The organism is Paenibacillus anseongensis (genome assembly GCF_009757995.1).
Lineage (GTDB): Bacteria > Bacillota > Bacilli > Paenibacillales > NBRC-103111 > Paenibacillus_E > Paenibacillus_E chondroitinus.
Window position 1 is genome coordinate 381,836 of the sequence record NZ_WSEM01000034.1, and the last position, 15,445, is coordinate 397,280.

Consider the following 15,445-nt stretch of genomic DNA (forward strand, 5'->3'; position numbering starts at 1 on the left):
TGATTTCATGGTCTTATAAGCCTATCTACCAGAAGAAAAATTAGTTCTAAAGGACTACTTTTCATCAATTTCCCAGTGACTTATGTCGATATTTGAAGGAATTAATTGCACAAGTGTGTAAATTTACGCAAAGGAATTCCCTTTTTAACAACATAGATAGACGGAGGTATGATGATGCAAAAACATTTACAACAAATTCGTTTGAAAGGAACTATGGCTGTTCTTCTGGCAGTGGGGAGCGTGTCGGCATTTCCAGCTTGGGCTTTAGCTACTCCAGTTGAAGCAGCAACGGTGCAATTAACTATTGGGAATGCAAGTGCGGAAACCAACAGCGCCTTTACAATCCCCGTAACAGCGACGCCTACTAATGGAGAAATTGCTTCCTACAACATGCAAATCGATTTTGATCCAAAAGCGTTTCAAATTCATGCAATAACCTCGAAATATGGGAGCTCTGATTTGACAACGTGTTCAGAGAACACAGAAGGCTGCTTCCAAGCTTCTTTCGATAATGAGAATGGTTGGATTCGCGTCATTTGGATCGATCCATCTACTGGCAGTACGGACCCGCATCCTATCAAGGGTAAGCAAGTACTTTTTGATATCTCCGGAACTACAAAAGCTTCAACCGGCAATAAGACATTCGCTATTGATACCAAGAGCACAGAGAACTTTTCGTTCACTGACGGCCATTTTATTGACAAGGAGCCCCAACAACTCAAGCCCGAAGCTCAGATAATCGAAAATTCATTTAATGTAAGCGATCCCCCTTCTAATTCCGGCACTGGCACAGCTCCAACGATTGACGTGAAGGTCTATATAGATGGTAAACTGCAAGAAAAATCAGCAACAGCCATTACAACCACAATTAACGGCCGTGTAACGACATCGATTACGGTCGACAACGACAAAGTCATTCAACAACTTGAACATAATACGGTTAAAACATTGATGCTGCCGTTCCGCGACAACACATCGCAAGTAGTCGTCGGCGAATTAAACGGTAAGCTTGTCAAAGCCATGGAAGGTAAGGACGCTTCTGTTCAAATTCAGACAGATCGCGCCACCTACACCTTGCCTGCGGCTCAGATTCGAATCGATAACATTTCACATGAAATCGGTTCCAATGTTTCGCTGGAGGATATTAAAATTCGAGTCAAAATCGCAGACGGCTCTGCCAAGCAATCCGATGAGCTCAAGCTTCTCGCCCAAACAGAGCAATTCAACAATGTAACATCGCCTGTCGATTTCGAAGTTGAAGCGACCTTTGGTGATAAGCAGGTTCAAGTCCACCAATTTAATAATTATGTGGAACGTTCCTTAGCGCTACCGGATGGCGTAGACCCAACGAAAATGACAACTGGTATTGTATTGCATAATGACGGTACTGTGACACATGTTCCGACGCGAATTCACAAGGAAGACAATAAGTACTATGCCGATATCAAAAGCTTAACAAACAGTACATATTCCGTGATCTGGAATCCAAAAACCTTCACAGACGTAACTTCACACTGGAGTCGTACCGATGTAAGCGATCTGGCCTCACGATTGATTGTCCAAGGTACGTCAAAGGACGCCTTCAGCCCCGATCGTGCCATTACACGGGCTGAATTCACAACCATTCTGCTTCGCGCACTCGGTCTCTACTCGCCAAAAGAGGCTCAAGCTGTCTCTTTCAGCGACGTGACCTCCTCCGATTGGTTCGAGCCTCAGGTGACGACTGCGGTTTCCTATAAACTAGTCAGCGGCTATGAAGATGGTACCTTTCAACCAAATGGACTCATTACGCGAGCAGAAGCAATGAAAATGCTCGAACAGGCGCTCGCTCTCGTTCAATTGGACGTAATTAAGGACGCTCAAGCGATTAATGCACTTCTCGCTGCTTTCACCGATCAAGACGAGATTCAGCCTTGGGCTCGTCAAGCCATTGCTGCGTCTGTGAGTCAAGGAATTGCCGAAGGCGCGGACAACAAGCTCTCACCGAACGCGAATATCACTCGCGCTCAGACGGCTGCCATGGTTCGACGTTTGTTGATTAAAGCCCATCTCATAAATGACTAGATTTCTACGAACAACAGGAGGAACTGCCATGAAGAAAAACTTATGGGAACGTGTACTTCCCCTTCCACATCGAAAGCATATCTCTTTAACTTTGACTTCTGTCTTAGCACTTAGCCCTATCGTTGCAGCACTTCCTGCTCACGCTGCCAATACAGCTACAATTGCAGCATCTGTCGGCAATAAAGATATCAATTGGATTCCAACCGACAGCAAATCAATTCTCATAAATCCAACCGTGACCGGAGATACCCTCTCACTGGATATCAGTGCGCATACAAATTGGGCAAATGAAAATGGGATGACACTCACAGCCACATCTCAAAGTACAGCCGTTGCATCCGCAGCCATCAGCGGCCAATCCTTGACTATTACTGCCATTAGCGGAGGCACTGCACTCATTACGCTGAAAGCTGAAAAAAGCGGTCGTAACGCTGTCATTGACACGATACAAGTTTCATTGACTCGCATTGGGGATACAAACGGAGATGGCAATGTAACCTCTGCTGATGCGTTATATATTACCAAACTAGTCAATACTACGCCTCCGATCACAGATCCCGAAGAAATTAACCGACTGGATATCAATCGCGACGGCAAGCTCACCAAAGAAGATGCGACGGCTTTGCTTAGCAATTACGTCGGTAAAAGCGGCGCAGTTGCAAGTACATACATCGTGAACTTAAAAGAAGTTAATGATGCGCCGACCGTTGCTCAAGCTGCCATACAAGGACAGCTTAAAATCAACGAAACTTTGCAAGCAAATGCGCAATACCAAGATGTTGAAGGCGATGCAATGGCTTTACTTTCCTATCAATGGTATCGTGGCAAGAATGTAGACGGTACGGATAAATCAGCCATCTCCTCTGCGACTGCGAATCAATACACTATCGGAGCAGAAGATGTCGGACAGTTCCTTTTTGTTGAGATAACGCCTAAAGCTCAATCTGGCACCCTAATCGGTCAGCCAACTTTGTTTAATACGGCCACTCCGGTCCCGGATACAACACCGCCTGTTCTGGATGAATCCCTTCAACCACTGGGTAGCATGAGCAAATCTGCTATGACGTCGGATTTCATTCTGGACTTTAATGAAGCTGTAAAAGCAGGCGCCGGTTCCATTCACCTTCGTAAAAAATCGGATAACTCGGTTGTTACAAACTACCTAGCTAGTGATACAACGACTGTTACGTTTAACGGGGATAAAGTTACGTTGAAGAATCCCGGTCTGGCAGATGTCACAGAATACTATATTGAAGTGGATTCAACCGCTGTATTGGATACGGCAAATAATGCATTTGAGGGCTTCAACGGTTCCTCGACATGGCATTTTACAACACCGGATACGACCGCACCTACGCTCTCTTCGAGGGTTCCCGCTAATCAGGCGAATGATGGCCTGAAAAACTCTGATTTGCAAATGACTTTCAATGAAGCAGTCAAAGCCGCTTCCGGCAAAAATATCACAATCTACAAAACAGGTAATACTCAACCCCTTGCTGTGATTGCAGCAGATGACACTGCGCATGTAACGATTAGCGGTTCAACTGTACTGATCAAGCATGCCGATCTACCAGAATCGGAGAATTATTATGTACTCGTCGAAAGCGGCGCCTTCACAGATTTATCCGATAACGTCTTCGAAGGTGTTTCTTCGGATTCGGAATGGGCGTTCTATGTGCCGGATATTACACCACCTGTAATAAGCATTTTAACTCCTTTGAATGGAGCAAAAAATGTGTCGGTGAGCGACGACTTCAAGCTTACCTTCAATGAAAATGTAAAAGCAGTTACAGGAAAACAGCTATCGATTAAGAACGCAGCTACGCATAATGAAGTAGCGGCGATTGACGTTGATGATACTTCAAAAGTTACGATTTCCGGAGCTGAAGTCCTCATTAAAAACCCTGGGCTCGCTACAGATGCTTCTTTCTTTATCGAAGTTCCAGATGGGGCCTTCGAAGACAGCGTAGGTAATGTTTTAAAAAGCGCAGACGTACCCACTTGGGCGTTCACCACATTGGATACGATTGCGCCAACGTTGACGGCAACTAGCCCTGTTACGAACGGTAAAACGGCGACTGTGGATGCCGATCTAACAATGACATTTAGCGAGTCTATTACGCTTGAAAGCAATAAAGAAATAAAAATTTGGAAGGCTGCCGACCAGCAACTCTTTCAAGTAGTCCAAACCAATGATGCTTCGCATGTCAGCATTTCCAGCAACATTGTGACTTTAAAAGATCTAAATCTTGAAGAAAACGTTAGCTATTACATCACAATAGAAACAGGCGCCTTCAAGGATGAAGCTGAGAATCGGTTTGCTGGCTTGGATGAAACATCAGCCTGGCACTTTGCAACGCCGGATTTGACGCCGCCGACAGCAACAACAGTCACACCAGCTAATCTGGCAACTCAAGTTGATCCAAACTCGGCAATATCCGTTACTTTTGACGAAGCCGTGAAAGCAGGTAATGGCAAATTTGTAACAATCCGCAAAATAAGTGATAACTCCGAAGTTGCGAAATATGCTTCGAATGATACAGCTAAAGTAACCATAAGCGGTGCGAGAGTCACGTTCGTGAACCCAGGGCTAGCGGATGAAACAGGCTACTATATTGACATTGAAAACGGCGCGTTTGCCGACTTATCAGATAACGCGTTTGCTGGCATGTCAGGTTCGTCGAATTGGAGCTTCACAACGCCGGATACGACCCCTCCTGTTGTGTCTGCTTCACTCCCATCGAATCATGCAACAGAAGTTAGTAAATCAGACGCCTTCACCATTACTTTTAACGAAAACATACAAGCAGACACAGGAAATATTAATCTGTTCAAATCGACTGATACAAGCGCACCAATCGCAAGCTATGCAAGTACAGATACGAACTATATCACCATTTCCGGAAAAACAATCACGATAAAAAACCCTGGACTTGACGATTTCACGAACTATTACATCTCTATTGATCCAAATGCTATAACCGATCTGTCTGGAAATAAATTCACAGGACTAGACGGCTCGCTAAATTGGAGCTTCTGGTCACCGGACACGCGTACATTTAGTGTCACAAATTTTGAAGACTTTAAAGAAGATGTCATGAAATCAACAGGCGGTGCCATCCTTGACCTGGTACTCTCTGGAGATACATTCAAAGATCAAACGATCTCTCTTTTATCGAGTGCCGACATTACGTTGCATAATGCTCCCGCAGGGCTGTCAATCCTTAGCGCTGACTGGGTAGGTGAGAACGAGGCTTATCTGAGCTTGGATTATGACGGAACCGACTTTGATACCGACATTACAAACTTTGGAGTGACAATTAAAGGGAATGCTCTTGTTTCGGGCAGAGACATCAAATCGCAAGAATTGACGATTACTGCTATTGTTGAGCCCGAAATCATCTCAGTGAGCCCAATAAACGGTCAAACGGGTATTGGCAAATCCGACAATTTGACGATGACGTTCAGCAAAGCAGTTACTGCCGTCGCAGGCAAGAACATAGCTATCCTCAAAAAGAGCGATAACACCATTGCTGCAACCATTAATGCAGGCGACTCTTCGAAAGTTACCATTAGCGGAATGAACGTAACTGTTCAACATGCAGACTTAAGCGTAAATACGGATTACTACGTTACCATTGAAGAAGGCGCATTTATAGATTCAGATTCAAACCCTTTCGCAGGCATTCAAACGAACAGTATTTGGGCTTTTAAAACAATTAGCAATATGGCGGCTCCTACGCTTTCGCCTGCAACGAATTCGACGGAAGCCGATCCTAACGGAGAATTGACCTTGACGCTTGAAGCATCGGTTACAGCTGTCGGAGGCAAAAACATCCAGATCTATAAGAAATCCGATAACGCGCTAATCGAAACAATCGATGCAGGGAATGCTTCTAAAGTTACTGTTAATGGAAGCACAGTCACCATCAAACACGTCCCGCTTGTCGATAAAACCGAATATTATGTAACTGTAGATGCCGGTGCATTCCAAGACAGCATTGGTCGGATTAACCCTGCGATTAGCTCCCCGACAGATTGGGCGTTTAAAACAGTGGAGTTCAATGTTGCCCCCTTCTTCACTGATTTCGTGGATGCTGGCGATGGCCGTATTGCCTTTCAGATTGCCGTTCCTACTGCTGGAAGCGGGTATGGGGGTTACTCTGTTTGGTTGAATAAATACGTAAAGGCTACAAATACTACGCAGTCTGTTAAGCAGTATGACCTTAGATCAGATTATGATAGAAATATGCTTCACATTGCGATTAACAACATCTTTTACGATGCAATGGACGTTATGCCAATTTGGTATTATAACGAAGAATTCAATGCATACGATCCAACGAAATCCAGCGTTTCCGCTTATACGATCAGGGATTCAACTAACAAAATTGTTGATGTCCTCGGCGATCCGACCGCGACTACGGATAAACCCTTTTTACCGGCTGGCGGTACACTCGTTCGCAAAACAGGTATGCTCGGCGGCGTCAGCTTCTATCATCCTTTTCAATGGACGACTTATCCAAAAGGCACTTTTCAATATATGGGACAACATACAAACTAACAAAATGACATGGCCGCAGCCCGATGTCATTAAGTTTCGTTTAGAGTAAGGACTGGAAATAGAAGTGGAGTCTGAAACGGCATGGGGTAAGCCCTATGCCGTTTATTTTTATGTGCAAACAAGGAAAATGTGTATAGTAAAGCTCAGTACATCAGGGAACGTAAAAACCAGGATACCGTCTTTATGACAAGCTCCGCTTCAAGTATCAGCGATAAATTATTATCCAGAGTACAAATCAATGTCGAAAATTTTCTCTCAAAAACATGAAATATTTTCTCAGTTTTTATGACACCACAAAAAAAATGTGATATTCCATAATTAATTAGAAAACGGAGCCCGCAAACCCGCGGCGCTCCGTTTTTGTTGTTTCATATTTGGTTTGAATTTGAGACTCAGCGTTGCAAATTTAGCGGTTTGTATTACATATTTTACTTCATTTTTCATTGTTCTCGAACATAGAAAAAGCGTATCGAATGATATCTTCACGGATAGTGTTTGGCATGCTGTAATTCTCATGCATATAGGCATAGGGGCTGACTTTTACTTCTTTACCATCTTTTTGTAACCTTGTGATTAACGAAGAAATGGTATCTAGCGGATTTGTAGGTGACCGCAGGAGCGATGCTTTAATTTCCGACAGCATTATACTACTATCTTCAGCTTGAAACTGCAGTCTACCTTTTAAAATTTCAGTTTGTGCTTCATAACTATCTAAGTGGTCGATTACCTTCCAATCCTCCCATTTCTCTTGAAGTCGTTGAACGATATTTGAAAATAAATCTGCATACCATATTTCGATCTGCTTATTTTTTATGTCTATATGAAATCCGGAAGTTGGAAAGTCTGAAACCCATTCTTCCATGTGAAATTGTTTATAACCAAAAGATTTATTACAGTTTTGCAACAACTCCGGTCCATGAAGCAAATATCCTTCGATCCCCCCGTCTAGTGGGAAAATTAGTGTTTCTTCATCTTCAAATTTTATGCTAGCAAAAGTATCAATCCAATCCAGAGCACCTGGAGGACTTAAATTTATATTAGCTAAATCATCGTCTTTACCAGAAAGAACCTTATCTCTCGAGACGCCAACATATTCTGCAAGATCAACAATACCTTCATGAGCCCATTGTATTTCCCAATCTCCCCAAACCCTCTGCATTAATTCTAAGAATAGCCTTCTATATGGAATATTAGATTGCTCCTCTTCACCACCATAAAATAAAAGCAGTTTCTTCGCTTCGTCTATGACAGCTCCGCCCTCAGCCCATATATCGTTTAACCAATCTGACTGTTCAACTTTCTTTTGAGCTTCAATAAATGAAATTGCATGTTCTGGACCCCAAAACAGATCACTAGGTAGCGTATTTGCACACCAATGATTGTAATAAAGATCGTAACCATCTTGCTTTACAATAACTAAGTTAGCTCGTTGCCCCATAGGTAGTCCCTCCTTTTGTATGATCTCACTCGGAACACTCAACGTATCAAAAACTTTAATTTTTTGACTTCTTTTTCTCCTAAATCTTGAGCAAGTCGATCTAGCATCTTATTCACTTCCTCAACTTTAAAAGCATCCGGTTTTGCTTGAACACTACGATTAAAGGAGGAGATCCACTTTCTTAGTTGAGCTTTAATTTCGACTCTAATATTAGAGTCTCTCATTATCTCAAGAGCATTTAATAAACAACGCAATTGATCCCATTTATTTATAACCGCGAACAATCGTACGACATATTTGGCGACATGTATTTCAGGTGATTTAAGAAGCATATTTAACAAACGGTTGGAATCAATTAGGTGTGCTTTCTTACGTAATCCTCGATATCCTTCAACTGATAAACCATTGTTATCACTTTGTAGTGCAATATAAAAAAGCTCAAGAAACTGCTCGAAGTTTAATAAAGATAATCCCCTTAGAGCTGCTCGCTTTATTTTTATATCTGCTTGATTCGTATACTCTGCTAGAATTTCCACATGTTCAGGACCTCCTACTTCACCCAAAGCAATTAAAGCAGTAGCCAGACTCTTCGTATTCTCGCTCCATAAATAATCCAAGTAATGGTTCGCATAATCAATCTCTGTTACTGAATTGAGATAAAATCTTGACACTTCCCTAACAGAAATATGAGGATCAACAAGGGAGTTCCTTAGTTCACGAATGGCGTCTATGTAATTTATTTCTGCTAAGGTGGTTAATGTAATTCTCCTGATAGGTGCATATCGATCATTGATTAAGCGCTTGAAATAACTTGGAAATAATAACTTACTGTCACAAATGACTCTGCAAGCCATTACTCTAATGATCGATTCCGATTGTTTCAGAGCTTTATTAAGAACGAGCGGTCGCTGCGAGTTTTGATATCCCAAGGCTATTTAATAACACATTCGTTTTGTTATAAAAGTACTTGATTCTAGTCCATTCATTACAGCTTGGAAAGATTCTTCTAGGTTAAGTAGCCCAAACACTGATTCAACGATGTGATGATGACTAACTCGGTTACGGCTTCTAAGCCGAATCACAAGCGGGAGGTTATTTATAAACTTGGAAGCATATTCAGAATTAATACGCTCATCAACAGCCAATCGCGACTGTGCTCTGACAGGGCCAACCCAATCATTTAATCTGATCAATAAATAGAGGAGCTCTTGTCCATCTTTTATTTGCGAAAGCTCCTCAACCGCTTTTTCCCGAATATACCCGCTAGGATGCAAACTGCATAGATAAACAAGTACTCGGTCCACCTTCTTGAAATCACTAGTCTTTATTTTGTACCATGCTACTAGTCTAGAACTAGGTAAATAAGACGAGAGGCTTCTTATATTTTCATCCAACCAAATCAAATCCTCTAACCTACAATTCCTCAATAAAAGACTCCAGAGCAATCACAGCTGTGCTTCTCAAATCAGCATTACTCTCTAACAACAAGGGGATTAAATATGGAACGGCAGCAATCTCTGCTGAATTCCCGAGCAATCTAATCATCGTTAATAGTTTTTCTTTTTCACTTGAATGCAACTCCCATCCTATATGGGATTTGTAAATATTATCAATCCTGTCTTGGCTTGTCTGAGATAGTCCTTTCAAACTTTTTACCTCCTACAAAATGACTAATGCAACTCGCAAATGGAAATAACTGATAAGAAAAAGTGGGGAATATATGATGATGATTTTTTTCGCTGTTGTTACAATTATCCTCTTAGGTGTTGGGCTGTTCAAGTACAATTTGAAAGAACGGGAACTTGAATCTCTTGGTTCACTAACTACCAAATTATTGGATACGAATGACCAGATGTATAAAACATTAGCTATGGGATTGTATTATCGTTTTAAGAATGAAGAGGTACAGGGCAATCAAAGTTTCTCAAGTAACTTTATAAAAAATACTCCTTACGAATTCGAATATTTTGTAGCCGATATTCTAGAGGGAATATACGGGGGGACAACGTATGTTACGCAGGGTTCGGGGGATTATGGGGTAGACATCGAACATCAACGGAGTAACGGTCTCTTTCTTGTTCAAGTAAAATGCTATAAAGAGGATGTCTCTTTTGATCCCATTGCCATTATCCATTCTCAAATTATCAAACAAAATGCTAAGGGTGGCATTGTACTCACAACAAGTGGATTTACTTCAAACGCACATAAGTATGCAAAAGAAGTCGGTGTGGAATTGGTTGATGGGCTTCAACTTGTTCATTATTGGTCGCTCTATATGCAAAAACAAGTACATGAACTGGATCGTTCTAATAACGATACTACTGACATTAATCATGATTTGAAACAGGCATGAATTTGAGATACAAACAACCAAATAAAATATAAAAAAAAATGTGATATTCCATAATTAACTAAAAAACGGAGCCCGCAAACCCATGGTGCTCCGTTTTTGTTGTTTCAGAATTGATTAGAATTTTAGTTACCCTGCGGTAAAAATGAGGGTTTGTTACAGAATTCATTAGAAAAAATTTTTCTGTTTTTTTCTAATATGCATAAATATTCACTGAAAACTATTGAGCAAGAAACAACACATTAATCGCTTTATTAACGATTAATATATTACTTTTAATATATTCTACTTCTGCCTTATAAAAAGTCTCGCATTCAATTTATGTTTTAAAATAGGTTTGCCTGACTTTTAAAATACCTTCTTATACATTCAAACGCATGCCATACCGCGGCCTCATTAACCATTTTCAAGTCCATTTCTTCTTCCAGCTCTACTTGTTTTAGATGATTTTCTAAGATAATTCTGATTCCGTCACAAATAGCCTGGATGGGTTCTACAAACGCAAAATACTCGACTAAATATTTTTCCGAATTATCACTTGCCTTATTCATGATTAAGATCATATCATCCTCAGAAATAGGATAGCTTTCTTTCAATAAATCTTTAATTCCTTCCACTAATTGAGGGTCTTCCTTTTCTTTTTGAATGGCTAAATTCATCATAATCCCCCCTTTAATCTAAATCCCTTTTCATAATCTTCAAGTAGCTACCTCAACATCCTTATGTGGTCTCATGCTCCATAAGATAAAGAACGAGACAATAACAATTACCATACTCGCCCAATAAACTTCACGAAACCCAGCAAATTGAGCAATGATACCTCCAGCTAAATTTCCTACTAACCTTCCAATAATGGACCCGTTGTAATAAATCGATGTAGATAGCCCTGGTGAGTTTGGAAGCAGTTCCGTAAAATAGCTTAATCCATTGCCCATAACAATAGCCACAAATGCCGCCTGCAAGAGCTGTGCTGCTATCAGTTGCCAGGAGTGGGTAGATAAACTTAAAATAATGTTATAGAGTATAGCAATCAAACATGCGCTGATCATCAAAGAACGGTTAGATAACTTTCTGCCTAAAGCGCCTAACATGAACATGATGGGGATCTCCAATCCAGCACAAATACTAACAACCATTCCAACATCGGAATACGTACCATGAAGCTCGTTGACAATAAATAACGGCGTAACAATCCCGTTAATAGCATTAACCGCAAATAAAAAGATGAAGGCAATTAACGGATAATAAATCTGACCGCGTTTGAGTTTAGTTGTGCCCGTACTCAATCTCTTTTTTTGAAAGGCCCCTTTTTTAGGCAGAAATATAAACACAAGAAATGCTATTGTAAGAAAGATAGCGGAAGTCCCCAGAAAGAGTCCCTTATAGCCAACAGTTCCCAAGATTATTGTTCCGATTAGGGGACCTACCAGGAAACCGAGAGATACAAGTGAACGTAAAGTGGACATCGCAAATGTCTTATCATCGGAGTTGCTTTCATTTGCTGACTCCTGAGCGTATGCGTAAATTTGTGGCATTGCAGCAGCCCCTAAACCACTAAAAAAGCTAACGATGATAAGCAAGATTATGAAGTTATCGAACACTAAATATGAAATATAGCCCAATGCAGAAGAAACCGTAGCTAAAATAATAATAAATCTCCGGTCCATCTTGCGATCCGAGTGTTTACCAATAAAAGAGTTGACCACCACACCGCTTAACGAACTCACTGCCGTGAAAATGCCAAAGGCCCCTGAACTCATTCCTAATTTATCAGTACAATAAAGAGCTAAATACGGCAGTGAAATAGAAATACCAGTACCTACCAATAGAACACAAATTACAAACAAACTATATCCCTTGATCGCAAATAATTTCTTTAATCGTGTAAACAACTTTTGCCTCCTTAAAACAATATGATCACCGTATAAACCTGCCGAATAACGATCTTCGGACTTTTTGTCCCTTTCCAATTTGAATGCCCTGGTTAACCTTATTCTTATTATGCAGCAAATGAGAAATAGACAGATATCCCATTCGTCTCGAATCATTGTCTATTCCTCTCTTGGTGAGTTACAAGATTATAAAGAAAACCTGGCGGATCACCGCCAGGTCATTTTATTGCTGTTTCTTGACTCATCCCCGCGGTAAAACTGTTCGAAAAGATGCGGGAGCTTCTCCAGCGATACGCGATTTCGGCTCCGTTCCTCGTGAAGTACCCACGGATGACTCCATCGCTCCGCAACGCGAAAACTCATACAACCGATACATAACCTTGAAACGTCCATGCCGGTATTTCCGAGTTTCACATATTCCATTTCATTTGCTACCCTTCACTAACTAAATTCGCGACGGCGGGGCAGTGAGAACCACAGCCCATCGAGCCATGCTACCTGCTGTTCGTTCAAGGCATTCATGTCACGGGCTTGCAAGCTCGCATCCAATTGTTCAGGACGACTAGCACCAATAATGGCGGAGGTAATACCCGGCTGCTGCGTTACCCATTTTACGGCTGTCGTCACAGGATTCAAATCCTGCTCTTCACACCAGATCCGATACCGATCAACTGCCTCAAGCGTAGCTTCTTTCCAGTATCGTTCTTGGTAAAAGACCCCCGAATTGTTCCCGAGTCCGAACCGGGTCCCTTCTTCGATAAGAGCGTTCTTTCCATACCGGCCCGACAACATACCGCCAGCGAGTGGGTTGTAAGTAATAATGCCGATCCCATCATCCAGTGCCATAGGAACCAAATCGTCCTCAATCATCCGAAACAATAGATTGTACCGCGGCTGAACGCTTACAATCCTGGCATAATTTTTCCGCTCCGCAATGCCGTTTGCTTTTGCGACCTGCCAGGCCCGCCAGTTCGAGATTCCGATGTAACGGACCTTTCCTTGTTGGACAAGGTCGTCTAACGCGCGCATTGTTTCTTCCATGGGCGTATCTTTGTCGAATTGGTGCGCTTGGTAAAGGTCGAGATAGTCTGTCTTTAAACGGCGCAAACTGTCCTCAACCGCTGTGAGGATATGCTTCCTGCTCAAGCCCTTTTCGTTGGGACCAGGTCCCATCGCGCCAAAACACTTTGTCGCAAGCACCAGTTTGTCTCGTTTACCTTGCAGCCACTCCCCGATGATCGACTCGGTTGCACCGGCGACGACATGAGATTGCCTTCCAATCGGGTACACATCGGCCGTGTCAATGAAGTTCACACCAGCCTCATAGGCTTTATCCAAAATTTCGAACGAAGCCTTTTTGTCCGCTTGGTTGCCAAAGGTCATTGTTCCAACGCACAAACTGGTTACCTTTAATCCCGTATTTCCTAATGAACGAATCTCCATTTGATCACCTCGTTATAATGGGTATGGCGGATAGTTAATTATTTTTCGGATGTAAATACATCTTTTGCAAACATAATCGCTGACATTGCTTTCGGCCAACCTGCATAGAAGGCAAGATGGGTCATGGTTTCGATTAGCTCTTCTTCCGACAGACCGTTTTGTTTGGCTAAATTTAAATGGTTTTTCAGCTGTTGCGTATTTCCGCCAGTGATTAGGCTCGCTACGGTAATCAAACTGCGGTCACGCGGAGAAAGTCCCTCTCGCTTCCATACATCTCCAAATAATACTTCGTCAGTTAGTTCAACCAACTTAGGTGCGAAATCTCCGATCGCCTTCTGGGCAATAGTAAGTTCTTTGGAATCTGACATTTTAATCGCTCCCTTTCATACTTTTTATGATAATGGTTGTTTAACCTTGTCCTGTAAATTTAAGCACATACTTATTATGCTACACTTTTAAAAGTGATCGTTATCCCATTCGTCTCACATAATTGCCTAATCCTCTCGTCACTACTTCGCAATTGAAGATTGTTATACTATAATGAAATCATCAAAGGTCAACTCGTAAGGAGGACAATATGTCAGGACAAATTGATAACCTACAGAATGAACTTGCTGAACTGATTGAACGACATGCGGGTCAAGACGGTGTTTACGAGACGGGGATTCCATCTTTATTTATTGTACGCGCCTCGCAAGTGTCTCAGCCTGTTTACAGAGTTTACAAACCTTGCTTTTGTTTCATCGCTCAAGGTTTTAAAGACGTACTACTTTCTCAGGAGCGATTTGAGTATGGTCCTGCTGACTATCTGGTTTCCTCTATGAACTTGCCAGTAATCGGTCACGTCATAAAAGCTTCTCCCGATGAACCATATCTTAGCTTAAAACTGGAATTTACGCAGAACCAAATATTAGAGATATTAAATGAAGGAAACATTCAAATCGACCAGCAAGAAAGTACAGAACGTGCGATGTTTGTCGGCGAAATCGAGTTTTCCATATTGGATGCGATCATGAGATTGTCTCGTTTACTAGACAAACCGAAAGACATTCCGTTTTTGGCTCCCTACTACACGAAAGAAATTTTATACAGACTTCTTCAAGGGCAGTATGGTACTACTCTGGCCCAAATCGCAATGGAAGGTAGTAGCACCTACCGAATCCGGGAGGCTATCGATCAAATTATCAATAATATGGATAAGCCTTTACGAATCGAGGAGCTTGCGGAATTAGCCAATATGGGAACTTCTACATTCCACAGGCACTTCAAAGAAGTAACTGCCATGAGTCCACTTCAATTTCAAAAACAGCTGAGATTACAGGAAGCCCGGCGCCTGTTACTGTCCGAATCAACGGATGCCGCCGATGTAGCTTTCCGAGTCGGCTATGAGAGTGCATCGCAGTTTAGCCGTGAATATTCTCGTATGTTTGGTTATCCACCTAGAGAAGATATAAAGCGCTTGAAGGCTGGCTACGACCAACTCGTCAACGCGTAAAGCAAGAAAAACAGGGAGCAGTAGCTTAGGCGACTGCTCCTCTTTAATGTGTTGCTCATATGGTAGCGAGAGGTTTAGGCAAACATTAGAGACGATTAGGATAACGATCTCTGTATCATTTAATGCATAATAAGAATGTGAAAACAGTAGTTGTTATGGATACGATCGGGTTGACTTGCACATAATCATAATTAAACTG

At 41.9% G+C, this 15,445-nt stretch carries 11 protein-coding genes and 1 pseudogene; 4 read left to right on the top strand and 8 right to left on the bottom strand.

Annotated features, from left to right (window positions below):
- Nucleotides 1-174: 174 nt before the first annotated feature.
- Nucleotides 175-2,064 (top strand): S-layer homology domain-containing protein, encoded by a 1,890-nt coding sequence (locus GON05_RS32720; RefSeq protein ID WP_181646314.1) that lies wholly within the window; start codon nt 175-177, stop codon nt 2,062-2,064.
- Between the two features lie 28 nt (nt 2,065-2,092).
- Nucleotides 2,093-6,628, top strand: a complete 4,536-nt coding sequence (locus GON05_RS32725) for an Ig-like domain-containing protein (protein ID WP_181646315.1) — start codon at nt 2,093-2,095, stop codon at nt 6,626-6,628.
- Between the two features lie 433 nt (nt 6,629-7,061).
- On the opposite strand, the gene GON05_RS32730 is transcribed toward GON05_RS32725, so the two are convergent.
- The 3 genes from GON05_RS32730 to GON05_RS32740 all read right to left on the bottom strand — a co-directional run bounded on the left by GON05_RS32730 (nt 7,062) and on the right by GON05_RS32740 (nt 9,713).
- Nucleotides 7,062-8,066 carry a hypothetical protein gene (locus GON05_RS32730; protein ID WP_157325391.1) on the bottom strand — a complete coding sequence of 335 codons (1,005 nt, stop codon included), beginning with the start codon at nt 8,064-8,066 and terminating at the stop codon, nt 7,062-7,064.
- Nucleotides 8,067-8,104: 38 nt separating this feature from the next.
- Nucleotides 8,105-8,920, bottom strand: coding sequence for a HEAT repeat domain-containing protein (locus GON05_RS32735; RefSeq protein WP_157325393.1), 816 nt, complete (start codon nt 8,918-8,920; stop codon nt 8,105-8,107).
- A gap of 559 nt (nt 8,921-9,479) precedes the next feature.
- Nucleotides 9,480-9,713: a hypothetical protein gene (locus GON05_RS32740; protein ID WP_157325395.1), complete on the bottom strand. Its 234-nt coding sequence runs from the start codon at nt 9,711-9,713 to the stop codon at nt 9,480-9,482.
- A gap of 73 nt (nt 9,714-9,786) precedes the next feature.
- Here GON05_RS32740 and GON05_RS32745 point away from each other — a divergent pair, with 73 nt between their 5' ends.
- The gene (locus tag GON05_RS32745) at nt 9,787-10,419 is read left to right on the top strand and encodes a restriction endonuclease (RefSeq protein WP_157325397.1); all 633 of its coding nucleotides are present in this window, start codon (nt 9,787-9,789) and stop codon (nt 10,417-10,419) included.
- Between the two features lie 323 nt (nt 10,420-10,742).
- Here GON05_RS32745 and GON05_RS32750 read toward each other — a convergent pair whose 3' ends face one another.
- The 5 genes and pseudogenes from GON05_RS32750 to GON05_RS32770 all read right to left on the bottom strand — a co-directional run bounded on the left by GON05_RS32750 (nt 10,743) and on the right by GON05_RS32770 (nt 14,119).
- The gene (locus GON05_RS32750) at nt 10,743-11,075 is read right to left on the bottom strand and encodes a hypothetical protein (RefSeq protein ID WP_157325399.1); all 333 of its coding nucleotides are present in this window, start codon (nt 11,073-11,075) and stop codon (nt 10,743-10,745) included.
- Between the two features lie 39 nt (nt 11,076-11,114).
- On the bottom strand, nt 11,115-12,308 hold the full coding sequence (locus tag GON05_RS32755) for a sugar efflux transporter (RefSeq protein ID WP_157325401.1): 1,194 nt from the start codon (nt 12,306-12,308) through the stop codon (nt 11,115-11,117).
- A gap of 300 nt (nt 12,309-12,608) precedes the next feature.
- Nucleotides 12,609-12,731 (bottom strand): annotated as a pseudogene (locus GON05_RS32760) (aldo/keto reductase); the annotation flags it as partial.
- Nucleotides 12,732-12,749: 18 nt separating this feature from the next.
- Complete coding sequence (locus GON05_RS32765; protein ID WP_157325407.1) at nt 12,750-13,751, bottom strand: aldo/keto reductase; 1,002 nt, start codon at nt 13,749-13,751, stop codon at nt 12,750-12,752.
- A gap of 38 nt (nt 13,752-13,789) precedes the next feature.
- Nucleotides 13,790-14,119 carry a carboxymuconolactone decarboxylase family protein gene (locus GON05_RS32770; protein WP_157325408.1) on the bottom strand — a complete coding sequence of 110 codons (330 nt, stop codon included), beginning with the start codon at nt 14,117-14,119 and terminating at the stop codon, nt 13,790-13,792.
- 209 nt (nt 14,120-14,328) lie between these two features.
- Here GON05_RS32770 and GON05_RS32775 point away from each other — a divergent pair, with 209 nt between their 5' ends.
- On the top strand, nt 14,329-15,246 hold the full coding sequence (locus GON05_RS32775; RefSeq protein ID WP_157325409.1) for an AraC family transcriptional regulator: 918 nt from the start codon (nt 14,329-14,331) through the stop codon (nt 15,244-15,246).
- Nucleotides 15,247-15,445 lie beyond the last annotated feature (199 nt).

What these genes read in the sequence shown, in the direction of transcription:
- GON05_RS32720 (WP_181646314.1), top strand. Translation starts at nt 175, where the DNA reads ATGCAAAAACATTTACAACAAATTCGTTTGAAAGGAACTATGGCTGTT.
- GON05_RS32725 (WP_181646315.1), top strand. Translation starts at nt 2,093, where the DNA reads ATGAAGAAAAACTTATGGGAACGTGTACTTCCCCTTCCACATCGAAAG.
- GON05_RS32730 (WP_157325391.1), bottom strand. Translation starts at nt 8,066, where the DNA reads ATGGGGCAACGAGCTAACTTAGTTATTGTAAAGCAAGATGGTTACGAT.
- GON05_RS32735 (WP_157325393.1), bottom strand. Translation starts at nt 8,920, where the DNA reads ATGGCTTGCAGAGTCATTTGTGACAGTAAGTTATTATTTCCAAGTTAT.
- GON05_RS32745 (WP_157325397.1), top strand. Translation starts at nt 9,787, where the DNA reads ATGATGATGATTTTTTTCGCTGTTGTTACAATTATCCTCTTAGGTGTT.
- GON05_RS32750 (WP_157325399.1), bottom strand. Translation starts at nt 11,075, where the DNA reads ATGAATTTAGCCATTCAAAAAGAAAAGGAAGACCCTCAATTAGTGGAA.
- GON05_RS32765 (WP_157325407.1), bottom strand. Translation starts at nt 13,751, where the DNA reads ATGGAGATTCGTTCATTAGGAAATACGGGATTAAAGGTAACCAGTTTG.
- GON05_RS32770 (WP_157325408.1), bottom strand. Translation starts at nt 14,119, where the DNA reads ATGTCAGATTCCAAAGAACTTACTATTGCCCAGAAGGCGATCGGAGAT.
- GON05_RS32775 (WP_157325409.1), top strand. Translation starts at nt 14,329, where the DNA reads ATGTCAGGACAAATTGATAACCTACAGAATGAACTTGCTGAACTGATT.